Origin of the sequence: Streptomyces sp. NPDC058145, from assembly GCF_042884245.1 — a bacterium.
In the GTDB taxonomy this organism is placed as follows: Bacteria; Actinomycetota; Actinomycetes; order Streptomycetales; family Streptomycetaceae; genus Streptomyces.
On the sequence record NZ_JBHVUH010000008.1, the window covers coordinates 297,440 to 316,687 of the forward strand.

The 19,248-nt window shown below is 70.7% G+C and carries 15 protein-coding genes; 12 read left to right on the forward strand and 3 right to left on the reverse strand.

Annotated elements, in window-relative coordinates; all coding sequences use genetic code 11:
* The first annotated feature begins 54 nt into the window (after positions 1–54).
* Positions 55–2,568, forward strand: a complete 2,514-nt coding sequence (locus ACFVVO_RS20350; RefSeq protein ID WP_390056698.1) for a RelA/SpoT family protein — start codon at positions 55–57, stop codon at positions 2,566–2,568.
* A 62-nt stretch (positions 2,569–2,630) separates the two neighbouring features.
* On the opposite strand, the gene ACFVVO_RS20355 is transcribed toward ACFVVO_RS20350, so the two are convergent.
* A complete protein-coding gene (locus tag ACFVVO_RS20355) occupies positions 2,631–3,860 on the reverse strand; it encodes a DUF349 domain-containing protein (protein WP_390056699.1) in 1,230 nt (409 codons plus the stop codon).
* 154 nt (positions 3,861–4,014) lie between these two features.
* Positions 4,015–4,848 (reverse strand): peptidylprolyl isomerase, encoded by an 834-nt coding sequence (locus tag ACFVVO_RS20360; RefSeq protein WP_390056700.1) that lies wholly within the window; start codon positions 4,846–4,848, stop codon positions 4,015–4,017.
* Positions 4,849–5,028: 180 nt separating this feature from the next.
* Between ACFVVO_RS20360 and ACFVVO_RS20365 the strand changes: the two genes are divergently transcribed.
* The 5 genes from ACFVVO_RS20365 to rpsD all read left to right on the forward strand — a co-directional run bounded on the left by ACFVVO_RS20365 (position 5,029) and on the right by rpsD (position 10,204).
* The gene (locus tag ACFVVO_RS20365) at positions 5,029–5,736 is read left to right on the forward strand and encodes an MBL fold metallo-hydrolase (RefSeq protein WP_390056702.1); all 708 of its coding nucleotides are present in this window, start codon (positions 5,029–5,031) and stop codon (positions 5,734–5,736) included.
* Between the two features lie 12 nt (positions 5,737–5,748).
* Entirely contained in the window at positions 5,749–7,011 is a 1,263-nt protein-coding gene (gene hisS, locus ACFVVO_RS20370; protein WP_390056704.1) for a histidine--tRNA ligase, read from the forward strand.
* Between the two features lie 206 nt (positions 7,012–7,217).
* On the forward strand, positions 7,218–7,874 hold the full coding sequence (locus tag ACFVVO_RS20375; protein ID WP_390056706.1) for a vitamin K epoxide reductase family protein: 657 nt from the start codon (positions 7,218–7,220) through the stop codon (positions 7,872–7,874).
* 54 nt (positions 7,875–7,928) lie between these two features.
* A complete protein-coding gene (locus ACFVVO_RS20380; RefSeq protein WP_390056708.1) occupies positions 7,929–9,284 on the forward strand; it encodes a replication-associated recombination protein A in 1,356 nt (451 codons plus the stop codon).
* 305 nt (positions 9,285–9,589) lie between these two features.
* Positions 9,590–10,204 carry a 30S ribosomal protein S4 gene (gene rpsD / locus ACFVVO_RS20385; protein ID WP_121789752.1) on the forward strand — a complete coding sequence of 205 codons (615 nt, stop codon included), beginning with the start codon at positions 9,590–9,592 and terminating at the stop codon, positions 10,202–10,204.
* Between the two features lie 6 nt (positions 10,205–10,210).
* Here the strand turns inward: rpsD and ACFVVO_RS20390 are convergent, their stop codons facing one another.
* Positions 10,211–12,391, reverse strand: coding sequence for an ATP-binding protein (locus ACFVVO_RS20390; protein WP_390056710.1), 2,181 nt, complete (start codon positions 12,389–12,391; stop codon positions 10,211–10,213).
* Positions 12,392–12,554: 163 nt separating this feature from the next.
* On the opposite strand from ACFVVO_RS20390, the gene ACFVVO_RS20395 reads away from it, so the two are divergent.
* The 6 genes from ACFVVO_RS20395 to ACFVVO_RS20420 all read left to right on the forward strand — a co-directional run bounded on the left by ACFVVO_RS20395 (position 12,555) and on the right by ACFVVO_RS20420 (position 19,126).
* Positions 12,555–12,995 carry a DUF948 domain-containing protein gene (locus ACFVVO_RS20395; RefSeq protein WP_390056887.1) on the forward strand — a complete coding sequence of 147 codons (441 nt, stop codon included), beginning with the start codon at positions 12,555–12,557 and terminating at the stop codon, positions 12,993–12,995.
* Between the two features lie 9 nt (positions 12,996–13,004).
* Positions 13,005–13,352, forward strand: coding sequence for a hypothetical protein (locus tag ACFVVO_RS20400; protein ID WP_390056711.1), 348 nt, complete (start codon positions 13,005–13,007; stop codon positions 13,350–13,352).
* Positions 13,352–16,024 (forward strand): alanine--tRNA ligase, encoded by a 2,673-nt coding sequence (gene alaS, locus ACFVVO_RS20405; protein ID WP_390056713.1) that lies wholly within the window; start codon positions 13,352–13,354, stop codon positions 16,022–16,024. Before ACFVVO_RS20400 ends, alaS begins: the two co-directional genes overlap by 1 nt.
* Positions 16,025–16,038: 14 nt before the next feature.
* Complete coding sequence (gene ruvX / locus ACFVVO_RS20410; RefSeq protein WP_358938222.1) at positions 16,039–16,503, forward strand: Holliday junction resolvase RuvX; 465 nt, start codon at positions 16,039–16,041, stop codon at positions 16,501–16,503.
* A 120-nt stretch (positions 16,504–16,623) separates the two neighbouring features.
* Positions 16,624–18,306, forward strand: coding sequence for an endolytic transglycosylase MltG (mltG, locus tag ACFVVO_RS20415; RefSeq protein WP_390056714.1), 1,683 nt, complete (start codon positions 16,624–16,626; stop codon positions 18,304–18,306).
* Positions 18,287–19,126: a shikimate dehydrogenase gene (locus tag ACFVVO_RS20420; RefSeq protein WP_390056716.1), complete on the forward strand. Its 840-nt coding sequence runs from the start codon at positions 18,287–18,289 to the stop codon at positions 19,124–19,126. Before mltG ends, ACFVVO_RS20420 begins: the two co-directional genes overlap by 20 nt.
* The last annotated feature ends 122 nt before the right edge of the window (positions 19,127–19,248 follow it).

Genomic DNA, 19,248 nt, shown 5'->3' on the forward strand with positions numbered 1-19,248 from the left:
CATGGGGTTTCCGGAGCCTGACCGGGGGACCCGGATCGCGCACGAGGAGTCCTCTTGCCAGACGAGGCCCAGCCACTGACCGCCGCCAAGCCCGAGCCCGCCTCGGCGCCCGCGGCCAAGCCCGCGCGGAACGTGTCGTCCGCCAAGAACGACACCCGCGGGGCGGTCGAGCACGCCCAGTCCGCGCCCGTCGAGAAGACACCCGAGGCCACCCGCCCCAAACCGGCTCCGCCCGTGCGCCCCGCCGCCGGCCAGCCCGCCCGCACCGGCTCCTCCAACCGCGTCCGCGCCCGCCTCGCCCGCCTCGGCGTCCAGCGTGCGAACCCGTACAACCCGGTCCTGGAGCCGCTGCTGCGGATAGTGCGCAGCAACGACCCCAAGATCGAGAACGCCACGCTGCGCCAGATCGAGCGCGCCTACCAGGTCGCCGAGCGCTGGCACCGGGGGCAGAAGCGCAAGAGCGGCGATCCGTACATCACGCATCCGCTCGCCGTCACCACCATCCTCGCCGAGCTGGGCATGGACCCCGCCACCCTCATGGCGGGGCTGCTGCACGACACCGTCGAGGACACCGAGTACGGCCTGGAGGACCTGCGCCGCGACTTCGGCGACGTGGTCGCCCTGCTCGTCGACGGCGTGACCAAGCTGGACAAGGTCAAGTTCGGTGAGGCCGCGCAGGCCGAGACCGTGCGCAAGATGGTCGTGGCGATGGCGAAGGACCCGCGCGTCCTGGTCATCAAGCTCGCCGACCGTCTGCACAACATGCGCACCATGCGCTACCTCAAGCGCGAGAAGCAGGAGAAGAAGGCGCGCGAGACGCTCGAGATCTACGCCCCGCTGGCGCACCGGCTGGGCATGAACACCATCAAGTGGGAGCTGGAGGACCTCGCCTTCGCGATCCTCTACCCCAAGATGTACGACGAGATCGTGCGGCTGGTCGCGGAGCGGGCGCCGAAGCGCGACGAGTACCTCGCCATAGTGACCGACGAGGTCCAGTCCGACCTGCGCGCCGCCCGCATCAAGGCGACCGTCACCGGCCGCCCCAAGCACTACTACAGCGTCTACCAGAAGATGATCGTCCGCGGCCGTGACTTCGCGGAGATCTACGACCTGGTGGGGATTCGTGTACTTGTCGACACGGTCCGGGACTGTTACGCGGCCCTGGGCACCGTGCACGCGCGATGGAACCCGGTGCCCGGCCGGTTCAAGGACTACATCGCGATGCCGAAGTTCAACATGTACCAGTCGCTGCACACGACGGTCATCGGGCCCAACGGCAAGCCCGTCGAGCTGCAGATCCGCACCTTCGACATGCACCGGCGCGCCGAGTACGGCATCGCGGCGCACTGGAAGTACAAGCAGGAGGCCGTCGCCGGCGCCTCCAAGGTCCGCACGGACGTGCCCAAGGCCTCCGGTAAGGACAAGGACGCCATCAACGACATGGCGTGGCTGCGGCAGCTGCTGGACTGGCAGAAGGAGACCGAGGACCCCGGCGAGTTCCTGGAGTCCCTGCGCTTCGACCTCTCCCGCAACGAGGTCTTCGTCTTCACGCCGAAGGGCGACGTCATCGCGCTCCCGGCCGGGGCGACGCCGGTGGACTTCGCGTACGCCGTCCACACCGAGGTCGGCCACCGCACCATAGGAGCACGGGTCAACGGCAGGCTCGTACCGCTCGAGTCCACTCTGGACAACGGCGACCTGGTCGAGGTCTTCACCTCCAAGGCGCCCGGCGCCGGCCCGTCCCGCGACTGGCTCGGGTTCGTCAAGTCGCCGCGCGCCCGGAACAAGATCCGGGCCTGGTTCTCCAAGGAGCGCCGCGACGAGGCGATCGAGCAGGGCAAGGACGCCATCGTGCGGGCCATGCGCAAGCAGAACCTGCCCATCCAGCGCATCCTCACCGGCGACTCGCTGGTCACGCTCGCGCACGAGATGCGCTACTCGGACATCTCAGCGCTCTACGCGGCGATCGGCGAGGGCCATGTCTCCGCGCAGAACATCGTCCAGAAGCTGGTGCAGGCCCTCGGCGGCGAGGAGGCCGCCACCGAGGAGATCGACGAGACGGTCCCGCCGGCCCGCGGCCGCGGCCGCAAGCGCCGCTCCAACGCCGACCCCGGTGTCGTCGTCAAGGGCGTCGACGACGTGTGGGTCAAGCTGGCCCGCTGCTGCACGCCCGTACCCGGCGACCCGATCATCGGCTTCGTCACCCGTGGCAGCGGTGTTTCGGTTCACCGCAGCGACTGCGTGAACGTCGAGTCGCTGTCCCGCGAGCCGGAGCGCATCCTCGACGTCGAGTGGGCGCCCACCCAGTCCTCGGTCTTCCTGGTCGCCATCCAGGTCGAGGCGCTGGACCGCTCCCGGCTGCTGTCGGACGTCACCCGGGTGCTGTCCGACCAGCACGTCAACATCCTGTCCGCGGCCGTGCAGACGTCCCGCGACCGGGTGGCCACCTCCCGCTTCACCTTCGAGATGGGCGACCCCAAGCACCTCGGCCACGTCCTCAAGGCCGTGCGGGGCGTGGAGGGCGTCTACGACGTCTACCGCGTGACCTCGGCGCGCAGCCGGGCGTAACCGGACACACGAGAGGGCCCCATACGCCTGTATGGGGCCCTCTCGTCCGCGCGGTGGGGAACTCAGCCGCCGAACTCCTGCAGGCCCTTCAGAGCCTGGTCCAGAAGCGCCTGACGGCCTTCCAGCTCCCGCTCCAGCTTGTCGGCCCTGGCGCCGTTGCCCTGGGCGCGGGCCTGCTCGATCTGCGCCCGCAGCTTGTCCACGGCGGCCTGGAGCTGGCCGGTCAGACCCGCGGCACGCGCGCGTGCCTCCGGGTTCGTCCGGCGCCACTCGGCCTCCTCGGCCTCCTGCAGCGCCCGCTCGACCGCGTGCATCCGGCCCTCGACCTTCGGACGCGCGTCCCGCGGGACGTGGCCGATGGCCTCCCAGCGCTCGTTGATCGAGCGGAAGGCCGCCCGCGAGCCCTTCAGATCCGAGATCGGCAGGAGCTTCTCGGCATCCTCGGCCAGCTCCTCCTTCAGCTTCAGGTTCTCGGCCTGCTCCGCGTCCCGCTCGGCGAAGACCGAGCTTCGGGCCGCGAAGAACACGTCCTGGGCCCCGCGGAAGCGGTTCCACAGATCGTCCTCGTGCTCGCGCTGGGCGCGGCCCGCGGCCTTCCACTCCGTCATCAGATCGCGGTAACGGGCCGCCGTCACACCCCAGTCCGTCGAACCGGACAGCGCCTCGGCCTCGGACACCAGCCGCTCCTTGGTCCGGCGGGCCTCCTCGCGCTGCGCGTCGAGCTGCGCGAAGTGCGCCTTGCGCCGCTTGGAGAACGCCGACCGGGCGTGCGAGAAGCGGTGCCACAGGTCGTCGTCCGACTTGCGGTCGAGCCGCGGCAGGCCCTTCCAGGTGTCCACCAGGGCGCGCAGCCGTTCGCCGGCCGCCCGCCACTGATCGGACTGCGCGAGCTGCTCCGCCTCGGTGACCAGGTCCTCCTTGGACCTGCGTGCCTCGTCGGACTGCTTGGCCCGCTGCGCCTTGCGCTCCTCACGCCGGGCCTCGACCGTCTCCACGAGCTTGTCGAGGCGGGTCCGCAGCGCGTCGAGGTCGCCCACCGCGTGGTGCGCGTCCAGCTGCTCGCGCAGGTGGTCGATCGCGGTCCGGGCGTCCTTCGCCGACAGGTCGGTGGTCTTGACTCGCTTCTCGAGGAGGCCGATCTCGACAACCAGGCCCTCGTACTTGCGCTCGAAGTAGGCAAGCGCCTCCTCGGGGGAGCCGGCCGCCCAGGAACCGACGACCTGCTCACCGTCGGCCGTACGCACGTACACGGTCCCCGTCTCGTCGACGCGGCCCCACGGGTCGCTGCTCACAGCGCCTCCTCCACATGATGCCTGCGGGGGGCCTCAGCGCCCCCAGGCATCGTCCACAGTTTCGTCACGGCCAACATAGGCGACCGGCGGGTGACCTGTCCGCATCCAGCGCGGGCGAAATTGCGCTGGCGGCCGCTCCCGGTTTCCCGCCGGGTCAGGACTTGGTGACCGTCGCCTTGTCGATCACGACCGTCGCGTTCGGCGCGGTGTTCCCGGTGGTCGGATCGGCCGCCTGGGCACCGGCCGCGGCGATCTTCGTGAGCACCTTCATGCCCGCCTCGGTGATCGTTCCGAACGGCGTGTAACTGGGCGGGAGCGGGCTGTCCTTGTAGACCAGGAAGAACTGGCTGCCCCCGGTGTGCTTCTGACCGGTGTTCGCCATCGCGACCGTGCCGGCCGGGTAGACGTTGGCCTTCAGGCTCTTGTCCTTGAGGTTCTCGTCCGGGATCGTGTAGCCGGGTCCGCCGCTGCCGGTGGCCGACGGGTCGCCGCACTGCAGCACGAAGATGCCCTCGGCGGTGAGCCGGTGGCACTTGGTGTGGTCGAAGTAGCCCTTGCCCGCGAGGAAGTCGAACGAGTTCACCGTGTGCGGGGCCGCCGACGCCTTCAGCGACATGTCGATGTCGCCGCACGTCGTCGCGAGCTTCATCGTGTACTTCGCCGACGTGTCGATCGTCACCGCCGGCTCCTTCTTCCAGCTCAGCTTCTTCACCGAGCCCGCCGCCGGCTTCCCGCACGGGTCCGGCGCCTTGCTGCTCGGCGAGGCGCTCGGCGACACGTCCGCGCCGGCGCTGGTCTTCTTGTCGTCGTCGCTCTTCAGCACGCCGGTCGTGTACAGCGCCACGCTGCCGATCACGACCACGCCGAGCACCGACGCGATCACGGAGTTGCGCATGCGTGCCTTGTTCCGCGCGCTGGTGCGCCGCTGCTGCTGCCGCAAGAACTTCTCCCGGGCGAGCTGACGCCGCCGCTGCTCCTGGCTGACCACCGGGTTCTCTCCTCATGCGTGTCGTGTTGCCGACGGTACGCGTGCGTCCTGTGAGCCGACGGCCGCGTGTAGGCCCGTACCGTATATGGGTTCGCTGAGGAAACGGCAGCGCCGGTAGGCTTCCGGACCACAGGCGGCCTGCTCGCAGGCCCTCCCGTATCGACACAACGAAGGACGATCGTGCTCATTGCCGGGTTCCCCGCCGGGGCCTGGGGGACGAACTGTTATCTCGTCGCCCCCGCCGCCGGTGAGGAGTGCGTGATCATCGACCCGGGCCACCAGGCCGCCGACGGAGTCGAGGAAGCACTGAAGAAGCATCGGCTCAAGCCCGTCGCCGTCGTCCTCACCCACGGCCACATCGATCACGTGGCCTCGGTCGTCCCCGTGTGCGGCGCGCACGACGTACCGGCCTGGATCCACCCGAGCGACCGGTACATGATGAGCGACCCCGAGAAGGCGCTCGGCCGCTCCTTCGGCATGCCGCTCATGGGCGAGCTGACCGTGGGCGAGCCGGACGACGTCCGGGAGCTGACCGACGGCGCGCGGCTGGAGCTGGCCGGTCTCACGTTCTCCGTCGCGCACGCACCGGGCCATACCAAGGGGTCGGTGACCTTCCAGATGCCCGAGACCGCGGACATCCCGCCGGTCTTCTTCTCCGGGGATCTGCTGTTCGCCGGCTCCGTCGGACGCACCGATCTGCCGGGTGGCTCCATGGAGGACATGCTCGACTCGCTGGCCCGCGTGTGCCTGCCGCTCGAGGACTCCACCGTGGTGCTGTCCGGCCACGGCCCCCAGACGACCATCGGCCAGGAGCGCGCCACCAACCCCTATCTGCGGCAGGTGGCGGCCGGCCAGGGAGCCCTCCAGGCTCCCCGACGAGGAATGTGACGAGAGACTTCCGTGAGCACCTTCCAGGCCCCCAAGGGCACCTACGACCTGATCCCCCCGGACTCCACCACCTACCTGGCGGTCCGTGAGGCGATCGCGGCCCCGCTGCGCAACTCCGGCTACGGCTACGTCGAGACCCCCGGCTTCGAGAACGTCGAGCTGTTCGCGCGCGGTGTCGGCGAGTCCACCGACATCGTCACCAAGGAGATGTACGCCTTCGAGACCAAGGGCGGCGACCGGCTCGCCCTGCGCCCGGAGGGCACGGCGTCCGTGCTGCGCGCCGCCCTGGAGGCCAACCTGCACAAGTCGGGCAACCTCCCGGTCAAGCTCTGGTACTCCGGCTCGTACTACCGCTACGAGCGCCCGCAGAAGGGCCGCTACAGGCACTTCTCCCAGGTCGGCGCCGAGGCGATCGGCGCCGAGGACCCGGCGCTGGACGCCGAGCTGATCATCCTGGCCGACCAGGCCTACCGCTCGCTGGGCCTGCGCGACTTCCGCATCCTGCTGAACAGCCTGGGCGACAAGGAGTGCCGGCCGCTGTACCGGGCCGCGCTGCAGGAGTTCCTGCGCGCCCTGGACCTGGACGAGGACACCCGCCGCCGCGTCGAGATCAACCCGCTCCGGGTCCTCGACGACAAGCGCGAGTCGGTGCAGAAGCAGCTGACCGGCGCGCCGCTGCTGCGCGACTACCTGTGCGACGGCTGCAAGGCGTACCACGAGGAGGTCCGCGAGCTGCTCACCGCGGCCGGCGTGGCCTTCGAGAACGACCCGAAGCTGGTCCGCGGCCTGGACTACTACACCCGGACCACCTTCGAGTTCGTGCACGACGGCCTCGGCTCCCAGTCCGCGGTCGGCGGCGGCGGCCGCTACGACGGCCTGTCCGAGATGATCGGCGGCCCCGCGCTGCCGTCGGTGGGCTGGGCCCTGGGCGTCGACCGCACGGTCCTCGCCCTGGAGGCCGAGGGCATCACGCTCGACCTGCCGTCAACGACCAGCGTCTACGCCGTCCCGCTCGGCGAGGAGGCCCGCCGGGTCCTGTTCGCGAAGGTCACCGAACTGCGCAGGACCGGCATCGCGACGGACTTCGCCTACGGCGGCAAGGGCCTGAAGGGCGCCATGAAGAACGCCAACCGCAGCGGCGCCCGGTACGCGATCGTCGCCGGCGAACGGGATCTCGCCGAGGGCGTCGTGCAGCTCAAGGACATGGAGTCCGGCGAGCAGACGGCGGTCGGCGTGAACGAGATCGTGGCGGAACTGGAGGCACGGCTCGGCTGAGCGCACGCGCGCGTGGGCGCCGGAGACTTCCCGACGGGGGCGTCCGGCGCCCTTGGCGTGGCGGCACGGCCGCTGTCCGGAGCCGAACGAACGGCAGCGGTCATACGTACATCCTTATGCGGAGCGAACGGTGAACCCCCGCGCGCGTGCGGCAGAATGAGGCTTGCCCGAAGAAGGTCCACCTCTCGAGTGACGGAATCGGCGTGATGAGCAAGACGACAGTGAAGGACGTCTCCAGCGAGCCCGGGTCCGGGCAGGCCGCCGGCGCACCGCGCGCGGCGGGCGGCAGCCGTGCCTTCGCCATCCTGCTGGTGATCACCGGCGCCGCCGGGCTGCTGGCCGCCTGGGTCATCACGCTCGACAAGTTCAAGATCCTCGAGGCCAAGGTCGCGGGCAAGACCTTCACCCCCGGCTGCAGTCTCAACCCGGTCGTGTCCTGCGGCAGCGTCATGGAGAGCAAGCAGGCCGCCGTCTTCGGCTTCCCCAACCCGATGCTCGGCCTGGTCTGCTACGGCATCGTCATCTGCGTAGGCATGAGCCTGCTGGCCCGCGCCCGCTTTCCGCGCTGGTACTGGCTGACCTTCAACTTCGGCACGCTCTTCGGCGTCGCCTTCTGCACCTGGCTGCAGTTCCAGTCCCTGTACCGGATCAACGCGCTCTGCCTGTGGTGCTCGCTGGCCTGGGTCGCCACGATCGTCATGTTCTGGTACGTGACCTCGTTCAACGTCCGCAACGACTTCCTGCCCTCCCCGCGCTGGCTGAAGTCCTTCTTCGGCGAGTTCACCTGGGTCGTGCCGGTCCTGCACGTCGGCGTCATCGGCATGCTGGTGCTCACCCGATGGTGGGACTTCTGGACCGGCTGACGGCCGGCTGACCGCCCGCGCCGGACTGTCAGTGCGGTGTTTTAGGGTTTCTGCGTGGAGCCCGACCTGTTTACCGCCGCAGCAGAAGAACGCCAGGAGAAGGACCCCGCCGCCAGCCCCCTGGCGGTGCGGATGCGCCCGCGCACCCTCGACGAGGTGGTGGGCCAGCAGCACCTGCTGAAGCCCGGCTCGCCCCTGCGCCGACTGGTGGGTGAGGGCGCGGGCGGCCCCGCCGGACCGTCCTCGGTGATCCTCTGGGGCCCGCCAGGCACGGGCAAGACGACCCTGGCGTACGTAGTGTCCAAGGCCACCAACAAGCGCTTCGTGGAGCTGTCGGCCATCACCGCGGGCGTCAAGGAGGTCCGCGCGGTCATCGACGGCGCCCGCCGCGCCACCGGCGGCTTCGGCAAGGAGACCGTCCTCTTCCTCGACGAGATCCACCGCTTCAGCAAGGCCCAGCAGGACTCCCTGCTCCCCGCGGTCGAGAACCGCTGGGTGACCCTGATCGCGGCGACCACCGAGAACCCGTACTTCTCGGTGATCTCCCCGCTGCTGTCCCGCTCCCTGCTGCTCACCCTCGAACCGCTCACCGACGACGACGTCCGGGGGCTGCTGAAGCGGGCCCTCACCGACGAGCGCGGTCTGAGGGACGCCGTCGCCCTGCCCGACGACACCGAGGACCACCTCCTGCGCATCGCCGGCGGCGACGCCCGCCGCGCCCTGACCGCGCTGGAGGCCGCCGCCGGAGCCGCCCTCGACAAGGGCGAGAGCGAGATCAGCCTGCAGACGCTCGAGCAGACCGTCGACCGCGCCGCGGTGAAGTACGACCGCGACGGCGACCAGCACTACGACGTCGCCAGCGCCCTGATCAAGTCCATCCGCGGCTCCGACGTCGACGCCGCGCTGCACTACCTGGCCCGCATGATCGAGGCCGGCGAGGACCCCCGGTTCATCGCCCGCCGCCTGATGATCTCCGCGAGCGAGGACATCGGCCTCGCCGACCCGAACGCCCTGCCCACAGCGGTCGCCGCCGCCCAGGCCGTCGCCATGATCGGCTTCCCGGAGGCAGCCCTCACCCTCAGCCACGCCACCATCGCCCTCGCGCTCGCCCCCAAGTCCAACGCCGCCACCACCGCGATCGGCGCCGCGCTTGACGACGTGCGCAAGGGACAGGCCGGCCCCGTCCCGCCTCACCTGCGGGACGGGCACTACAAGGGCGCGGCCAAGCTCGGCCACGCCCAGGGCTACGTGTTCCCGCACGACCTGCCCGAGGGCATCGCCCAGCAGCAGTACGCCCCCGACGCCCTCAAGGACCGCGAGTACTACGCCCCGACCCGGCACGGCGCGGAGGCCCGGTACGCGGACGCGGTGGAGTGGACGCGGAAGCACCTCGGTCGCAAGCGGCCCTGAGCAGCCTGTAGACTGCCCCGAAGTGCTGAGTCCCGCGCAGTCAGAGCGGGACAGCCAGCCGGAGGCCCGGTCCTTCGAGGACCGGCTCCAGGAGCGTCGCGCACCGTCGAACGGTGTCGCGGGCAGCCCACCACCACCCGGAGTCTTCGGGAGCGGTCGGTGGGCCACTCGCGTGCTGCACGTATGTGCCCAGATCAGGGGAGCGGCTGCCCGGCAGGTCCCAAGCGGACCCGGCGGGTTTCCCCGGCTGCGGATGCGACCTCCCTCAACCCTGACAAGCCGAATCCAGGAAAGAGAAACAGACAGTGGCGAACCAGTCCCGCCCCAAGGTCAAGAAGTCGCGTGCCCTCGGCATCGCGCTGACCCCGAAGGCCGTCAAGTACTTCGAGGCCCGCCCCTACCCGCCGGGTGAGCACGGCCGCGGCCGCAAGCAGAACTCGGACTACAAGGTCCGTCTGCTCGAGAAGCAGCGTCTGCGCGCGCAGTACGACGTGTCCGAGCGTCAGCTCGTCCGCGCCTACGAGCGTGCCTCCAAGGTCCAGGGCAAGACCGGTGAGGCCCTGATCATCGAGCTCGAGCGCCGTCTCGACGCGCTGGTCCTGCGTTCGGGCATCGCCCGCACGATCTACCAGGCCCGCCAGATGGTCGTCCACGGCCACATCCAGGTCAACGGCCAGAAGGTCGACAAGCCGTCCTTCCGTGTCCGTCCGGACGACGTCGTGCAGGTCCGCGACCGCTCCAAGGACAAGACGCTCTTCCAGGTCGCCCGTGAGGGTGGCTTCGCCCCCGACGGTGAGACCCCGCGCTACCTGCAGGTGAACCTCAGGGCCCTGGCGTTCCGCCTGGACCGCGAGCCGAACCGCAAGGAGATCCCGGTGATCTGCGACGAGCAGCTCGTCGTCGAGTACTACGCCCGCTGATCCCGGTCACGGCGTAGGCACTCCGCCCGCCGCCTCCCCGCCCTTCAGGGTGCGGGAGGCGGCGGGTTCGCGTTTCCCGGCCTCCCCGCGCGCGTGCGGCACCGGTCCGCGCGGGCCGGGCACCCCGTGCGGCGGCCCGACCCCGTCGTGTGCCAGCGCCCGGGCCACGGCCGCCTCCCGGCCCAGCCGGGCCCCCTCGCCCAGCAGCTCCTCGTACCGCTCGTCGCCGAGGGCCCGCCGGGCCGCCGCCTCGCACAGCTCGTGCGGGGCGTTGTAGTGGACCGAGCCGAACAGCGGCAGCCCGACCGACGGCCACAGCCGGCCCGCGGCACCCTGCAGGACCGCCGCCTCGGCCGGGTCGCCCTGGGACGCCGTCACCAGGGCCAGCAGCTCCAGCGACAGCACCGAGCCGAGCAGGTCGTGGAAGGCGTGCGCGTCGCCCAGACAGTCCACGAGCAGCTCCCGCGCACGGTGCTGGTCCCCGTCCCGCCAGGACGCGTACGCCAGCACGTACAGCGCGTACGAGCGGGCCCAGTGCTCCCCGTGGTCCTCGCACACCCGGCGCACGTCCTCGCACAGCCGTACCGCGTCCGCCAGGTCGCCCTGGAACGCCCGCGCCATCGCCAGCTCCACCTGGCTCATCAGGACGTTGCTGTTCAGCTCGCCGATCTCCTGGTACCGCCCGAGCGCCGAGCGCAGCAGCCGCTCCGCCCGCGCCATGTCGTCCGTCACCAGCGCCAGACAGCCCGTGCGGTGCTCCGCGTACGCCACCGCCGTGCCGTCCGCGACCCGCTCCGCCTGCTCCCGGCACTCCCGCAGCGCCGCCAGCGCCGGCACGGTGTCGCCCTGCAGGATCGCCACATATCCGAGCACCCACAGCGCCTTCAGCCGCGACCGCTCGTACCCCGACTCCAGTTCCACGCTGCGCTCCAGCCAGCGCCGCCCCTCCGACAGCCGCCCGCAGCCCGCCCAGCAGAACCACAGCGAGCCCGCCAGGTACTGGCCCAGATGCGCCTCCTCCGGCTCGGTGAGGCAGAACTCCAGGGCGCCCCGCAGGTTCGGCAGCTCCGCCTCGACCCGCGCGGCCACCTCCCGCTGCCGCGGCGAGAACCAGTCCAGCTCGCACATCGTGGCCAGGCCCAGGCACCAGTCGCGGTGCCGCCGCAGCAGCCGGGTCGTGTCCCCGGTGGCCTCCAGCCAGTCGGCGCCGTAGGCGCGGACGGTGTCCAGCATCCGGTAACGGGGACCCGTCGCCGTCTCATCGCGGGTCACCAGCGACTGGGCGAGCAGTTCCGACAGCACGTCCAGGACGTCCTCGGCGGGCAGCCCGTCGCCGCTGCACACGTATTCGGCCGCGTCCAGGTCGAAGGTCCCCGCGAACACCGACAGCCGCGCCCACAGCAGCCGTTCGGCCGGAGTGCACAGCTCATGGCTCCAGCCGATCGCCGTGCGCAGCGTCCGGTGCCGCGGCAGGGCGTCCCGGCCGCCGCCGGTCAGCAGCCGGAACCGGTCGTCGAGACGCTCGAGCAACTGGGCCGGGGACAGCGCCCGCAGCCGCCCCGCGGCCAGCTCCACCGCCAGCGGGATCCCCTCCAGCCGCAGGCACAGCTCCCGCACCGCGGGGCAGTCCGCCACCTCGGCACCGTGCTGCCGGGCCCGGTCGGCGAACAACTCCACCGCCTCGTCGGCGCCGAGCGGCGCCAGCGGGAACAGCCGCTCGCCCGCCAGTCCCAGCGGACGCCGTCCCACGGCCAGCACCCGCAGTTCCGGAAGCCTGCGCAGCAGCTCCGCGACCAGCTCGGCGCAGGCCTCCACGAGATGCTCGAACCCGTCCAGCACCAGCAGGAAGCGGCGGCCCGCCAGATGGCCGAGCAGCGTCTCGCGGAGCGGCCGGGTGGTGTGGTCGGTCAGACCCAGCGCCTCCGCCACCGCGTACTCGACGAACAGCGGGTCCTGAACCGGCGCCAGCTCGACCCGCGACACCCCGCCCCCGGCCGCCGGCCGCATCGCCGCCCGCAGGGCGAGCCGGGACTTGCCCACCCCGCCGGCGCCGGTCACCGTCACCAGCCGGGCCGCCGCCATCGTCTCGGCCAGCCCGTCGAGTTCGGCCGAGCGCCCGACGAAGGCGGTGAGTTCAAGGGGCGGATCGCCGTCCGCGCACGGGCCGGGGCGCTGAGGACCTCGCATGGGACACGGAGCGTACTGAACCGTGTTCATTCCGTACAATCGCTTCCCGCGACTCCACCCGCCGCCGACGGTAATCCGGTACGGAGCCCCACCACCGGCGCGATAGGCTCGGTGCACTGCTTTTCTCATGGTTCCGATGTTCAGAGCACGTTTCAGGGAGCGGGTGCGCACAGTGTCCGGTGGAGAGGTGGCCGGGATCCTGGTGGCCGTCTTCTGGGCGATCCTGGTCTCCTTCCTCGCCGTCGCACTGGTGAGGGTGGCCCAGACGCTCAAGGCGACCACCAAGCTCGTGGCGGATGTGACCGACCAGGCCGTCCCCCTGCTCGCGGACGCCTCCGCGGCCGTGCGCTCCGCGCAGACCCAGATCGACCGGGTCGACGCGATCGCCTCCGACGTCCAGGAAGTCACGTCGAACGCCTCCGCGCTCTCCACCACCGTCGCCTCCACCTTCGGCGGCCCGCTGGTCAAGGTCGCCGCCTTCGGCTACGGCGTGCGCCGGGCCCTGGGCGGCCGCAGGGAGGACGCGCCCGCGAAGCCGCCCCGGCGCACGGTGATCGTGGGCCGCACGGTTCCCGCCGCACGACGCAAGCGGAAGAAGGACTGAGACCCAGCGATGTTCCGCCGTACGTTCTGGTTCACCTCTGGCGTCGCCGCCGGTGTGTGGGCCACCACCAAGGTCAACCGCAAGCTGAGGCAGCTGACTCCGGAGAGCCTCGCCGCCACCGCGGCCAACAAGGCCCTGGAGACCGGCCGGAGACTGAAGGACGGCGCGGTCGGCTTCGCGCTCGACGTCCGCGACAACATGGCCCGGCGGGAGGCCGAACTGGGGGAGGCGCTGGGCATCGACGCCGACCCCGAACTCCCCGCGCCCGGGCGGTACGCCGCCCTGGAGGACAACCGCAGCAACCCGAAGTACATCGAGAACACGACGTACTCGCACAACCGGAATGAGGACCACTGATGGAGTCGGCCGAGATCCGCCGCCGCTGGCTGAGCTTCTTCGAGGAGCGCGGGCACACCGTCGTCCCTTCGGCGTCGCTCATCGCGGACGACCCGACTCTGCTCCTCGTCCCCGCCGGCATGGTGCCCTTCAAGCCCTACTTCCTGGGTGAGGTCAAGCCCCCCTTCGCGCGCGCCACCAGCGTGCAGAAGTGCGTGCGCACGCCCGACATCGAAGAGGTCGGCAAGACCACCCGGCACGGCACGTTCTTCCAGATGTGCGGCAACTTCTCCTTCGGCGACTACTTCAAGGAAGGTGCCATCAAGCACGCCTGGGAGCTGCTCACCTCGCCCCAGGACAAGGGCGGTTACGGCCTCGACCCCGAGCGCCTGTGGATCACCGTCTACAAGGACGACGACGAGGCCGAGCGCATCTGGCACGACGTCGTCGGTGTGCCCAAGGAGCGCATCCAGCGCCTGGGCATGAAGGACAACTACTGGTCCATGGGCGTCCCCGGCCCCTGCGGCCCCTGCTCCGAGATCAACTACGACCGCGGCCCCGAGTTCGGCGTCGAGGGCGGCCCCGCCGTCAACGACGAGCGGTACGTGGAGATCTGGAACCTCGTCTTCATGCAGTACGAGCGCGGCGAGGGCACCGGCAAGGACAAGTTCGAGATCCTCGGCGAACTGCCGAGCAAGAACATCGACACCGGCCTCGGCCTCGAGCGGCTCGCCATGATTCTGCAGGGCGTGCAGAACATGTACGAGATCGACACCTCCATGGCCGTCATCGACAAGGCCACCGAGCTGACCGGCGTGGCCTACGGGGAAGCCCACGGCTCGGACGTCTCCCTGCGCGTGGTCACCGACCACATGCGCACCGCCACCATGCTCATCGGTGACGGCGTCACCCCGGGCAACGAGGGCCGCGGCTACGTGCTGCGCCGCATCATGCGCCGCGCCATCCGCAACATGCGCCTCCTCGGCGCCACCGGCCCGGTCGTCAACGACCTGATCGACGTCGTCATCGGCATGATGGGCCAGCAGTACCCGGAGCTGGTCACCGACCGCGAGCGCATCGAGAAGGTCGCCGTCGCCGAGGAGAACGCCTTCCTGAAGACGCTGAGGGCCGGCACCAACATCCTCGACACCGCCGTCACCGAGACCAAGCAGTCCGGCGGCACCGTCCTCTCCGGCGACAGGGCCTTCCTGCTCCACGACACCTGGGGCTTCCCGATCGACCTCACCCTGGAGATGGCCGCCGAGCAGGGCCTCTCCGTGGACGAGGACGGCTTCCGCCGCCTGATGAAGGAGCAGCGGGAGCGCGCCAAGGCCGACGCCCAGGCCAAGAAGACCGGCCACGCCGACATGGGCGCCTACCGCGAGATCGCCGACTCCGCCGGTGCCACCGACTTCATCGGCTACTCCGACACCGAGGGCGAGACCACGATCGTCGGCATCCTGGTGGACGGTGTCTCCTCGCCGGCCGCCACCGAGGGCGACGAGGTCGAGGTCGTCCTCGACCGCACCCCGTTCTACGCCGAGGGCGGCGGCCAGATCGGCGACACCGGCCGGATCAAGGTCGACTCCGGTGCCGTGATCGAGGTCCGCGACTGCCAGAAGCCGGTCCCGGGCGTCTACGTCCACAAGGGCGTTGTCCAGGTCGGCGAGGTGACCGTCGGCGCCAAGGCCCACGCCTCGATCGACTCCCGGCGCCGCAAGGCCATCGCCCGCGCCCACTCGGCCACGCACCTGACCCACCAGGCGCTGCGCGACGCCCTCGGCCCGACGGCCGCCCAGGCCGGTTCCGAGAACCAGCCCGGCCGCTTCCGCTTCGACTTCGGCTCCCCGGCCGCCGTCCCGACGGCTGTGATGACCGACGTCGAGCAGAAGATCAACGAGGTGCTCGCCCGCGACCTCGACGTGCACGCCGAGGTCATGGGCATCGACGACGCGAAGAAGCAGGGCGCCATCGCCGAGTTCGGCGAGAAGTACGGCGAGCGCGTCCGCGTGGTGACCATCGGCGACTTCTCCAAGGAGCTGTGCGGCGGCACGCACGTGCACAACACCGCCCAGCTGGGCCTGGTCAAGCTGCTCGGCGAGTCGTCGATCGGCTCGGGTGTGCGGCGCATCGAGGCCCTGGTCGGCGTCGACGCCTACAACTTCCTCGCCCGTGAGCACACGGTCGTCGCCCAGCTCCAGGAACTGGTCAAGGGCCGCCCGGAGGAGCTTCCGGAGAAGGTCTCCGCCATGCTCGGCAAGCTGAAGGACGCCGAGAAGGAGATCGAGAAGTTCCGCGCCGAGAAGGTGCTGCAGGCCGCCGCCGGTCTCGCCGAGTCCGCCAAGGACGTCCGGGGCGTCGCGCTCGTCACCGGCCAGGTCCCGGACGGCACGACCCCCGACGACCTGCGCAAGCTGGTCCTCGACGTGCGCGGCCGCATCCAGGGCGGCCGGGCCGCCGTGGTCGCCCTGTTCACGGTCAACAACGGCAAGCCGCTGACCGTCATCGCCACCAACGAGGCCGCCCGCGAGCGCGGTCTCAAGGCCGGTGACCTGGTCCGCGCCGCCGCCAAGACGCTCGGCGGCGGCGGTGGCGGCAAGCCGGACGTCGCCCAGGGCGGCGGCCAGAACCCGGCCGCGGTCGGCGAGGCCGTCGACGCCGTCGAGCGGCTCGTCGCCGAGACCGCGAAGTAGGGGAGCGGCCGGACATGCGCAGAGGACGCCGGCTCGCGATCGACGTCGGGGACGCCCGGATCGGGGTCGCCTCGTGCGACCCCGACGGGATCCTCGCCACCCCGGTGGAGACCGTCCCGGGCCGGGACGTCCCCGCCGCCCACCGCCGGCTGCGGCAGCTGGTGGAGGAGTACGAGCCGATCGAGGTCGTCGTCGGACTCCCTCGCTCCCTCAAGGGGGGCGAGGGTCCGGCCGCCGCCAAGGTCCGCGCCTTCGTCCAGGAGCTGGCCAAGGGCATCGCACCGGTGCCGGTCCGCCTGGTGGACGAGCGGATGACGACCGTGACGGCCAGTCAGGGACTGCGCGCCTCGGGGGTCAAATCGAAGAAAGGCCGCTCCGTGATCGACCAGGCCGCCGCCGTCATCATCCTGCAGCAGGCCCTGGAATCCGAACGGGTGTCAGGCAAAGCACCCGGCGAGGGCGTCGAAGTGGTCATCTGATCGCGATACGGTAACGTTCCGCGCGATGCGGCGGTGTTCGAACAGCCGCCGCACAGCAAGAGGCGGAACGGGATCCGGCCCCGGCCGCGTGACCGTCCGCCTCGCGGCTCTAGGGGATCGATGACTGAGTATGGCCGGGGCCCTGGCCCCGAACCGTGGCATCCGGAGGACCCGTTGTACGGGGACGACGGATGGAGAGGGCAGCAGACCCACGCGGGTCAGCAGTCCCTCTACGACGGCCAGGCGCAGCAGCAGTACCCCCAGCAGCCGCAGCACGGCGACTGGACCCAGGGCGGGCAGCCCGGTTACGACCAGCAGCAGTACCCGTACTACCCCGAGCAGGGCCGGCAGGAGTACGGCCAGCAGTACCCCGGCCAGGACCAGCAGTACGCCGCGCACACCCAGCAGCAGTACCAGCACCAGGACGCCTGGAACACGAGCGGCGCCCAGGGCCAGGTGCCGTACCCGCCCGATCCCGGCGACCCCTACGGCCAGCAGCCCGCCGCCTACGCCGCGCAGCAGCACGACTTCTACCGCACCGAGGACGCCTACCCGCCGCCCGAGCCGCCCGGCCGCCGGCGTCCCGAACCGGAACCGGAACCCGTGGCCGACGAGGAGGAGCACGCCTTCTTCACCGGCGAGGACGACGAGGACGACACCGAACACGAGCTGCAGAGCAGGCGTGAGCGGCGGGGCAAGGGCAAGAAACCCGTCAAGGGCAAGAAACGGCGCAACGGCTGCGCCTGCCTGGTCGTCTGCCTGGTGTTCGGCGGGGGCCTCGGCGGAGCCGGCTATTTCGGCTGGAAGTTCTACCAAAATCGTTTCGCCCCGGCCCCCGACTACGCGGGCGAGGGGACCAGCGAGAGCGTGACCGTCGAGATCCCCAAGGGCGCCGGCGGCTGGGAGATCGGGCGGCGGCTGAAGGAAGCGGGCGTGGTCAAGAGCGCCGACGCTTTCGTAAGCGCCCAGGGGCAGAACCCCAAGGGGGACACCATCCAGGCCGGCGCGTATCTCCTGAAGAAGGAGATGTCCGCCGCCAGTGCCGTGCAGCTGATGCTGGACCCCAGGAGCCAGAGCAATGTGCTCGTCAAGCCGGGCGAGCGTAACGCACAGGTGTACCAGGCCATCGACAAACAGCTCGGTGTTTCCGCCGGCACCACGAAGAAGATCGCCAAGGCGGAGTACAAGAACCTCGGCCTGCCGAGCTGGGCGCAGAACAGCGGCTCCGTCCAGGACCCGCTGGAGGGCTTCCTGTGGCCGGCCACGTATCCGGCCGCGAAGGGCATGAAGCCCGAGGCGGTCCTGAAGCAGATGGTCGCCCAGTCGAAGCAGAAGTACGCCCCGTACAACCTGCCCGCAAAGGCGAAGGCCATGGGCCTGAAGAACGCGTTCGAGCTGCTCACGGTCGCGAGCCTGGTCCAGGCGGAGGGCAAGACGCACGACGACTTCCGCAAGATGGCGGAAGTGATCTACAACCGTCTCAAGCCCACCAACACCGAGACCAACCAGTTGCTGCAGTTCGACTCGACCTACAACTACCTCAAGGGCACGAGCAACATCCATATCTCCGAGAAGGAGATCAACAGCAACCGGAGCCCCTACAACACCTATACCAACAAGGGGCTTCCGCCCGGTCCGATCGGAAACGCGGGCGACGACGCACTGCGGGCGACGCTGAATCCGACACACGACGGCTGGTTCTATTTCGTGGCGACGGACGGCACCACCAACACCGAATTCGCCAAGACGTACGAGGAATTCAAGCAGCTCAAGGAAAAGTTCAATGCCTCCTCGGGCAACTGACGCCCGCCGGGCCGCCGTGCTCGGTTCGCCCATCGCCCACTCGCTCTCCCCGGTGCTGCACCGGGCGGCCTACGACGCCCTCGGGCTCAGCGGCTGGTCGTACGACCGCTTCGAGATCGACGAGGCCGCCCTGCCCGGCTTCCTCGACGGGCTCGGACCGGAGTGGGCGGGGCTGTCGCTGACCATGCCGCTCAAGCGGGCGGTCATCCCGCTGGTGGACGAGATCAGCGACACGGCGGCCTCCGTCGACGCGGTCAACACGGTCGTCCTCGGCGAGGACGGCCGCCGCGTCGGCGACAACACCGACATCCCGGGCATGGTGGCCGCGCTGCGTGAACACGGCATCGAGGAGGTCGAGTCGGCGGCGATCCTCGGCGCCGGCGCCACCGCGTCGTCCGCGCTCGCCGCGCTGTCCCGGATCTGCACCGGTGAGGTGGTCGCCTACGTGCGCAGCGAGGCCCGCGCCGCCGAGATGCGGCAGTGGGGCGAACGGCTCGAGGTGGACGTCCGCACGGTGGACTGGGCGGACGCCGAGCAGGCGTTGCACGCCCCGCTGGTGATCGCCACCACCCCGGCCGGCACCACCGACGCCCTCGCCGCCGCCGTGCCGGAGCGTCCCACCACTCTGTTCGACGTGCTCTACGACCCCTGGCCGACCGAGCTGGCGGCCCGCTGGTCCATGTTCGGGGGCGCGGTGGTCGGCGGCCTCGACCTGCTCGTCCACCAGGCCGTCCTGCAGGTCGAGCGGATGACCGGCCGCTCCCCGGCACCTCTGGAGGCCATGCGGCACGCCGGCGAGAAGGCGCTCGCCGGGCGCTGACCGCCCGATATCGCGTCCGCCTGCTGGACCGGCCGCCGGATCAGGGCCTCGGACGTGGGAGGATCGGAGGTGGCGGGCCGGGGTCGCGCACCCGGTCACGTCGTCGCCGTACGCGAGGACAC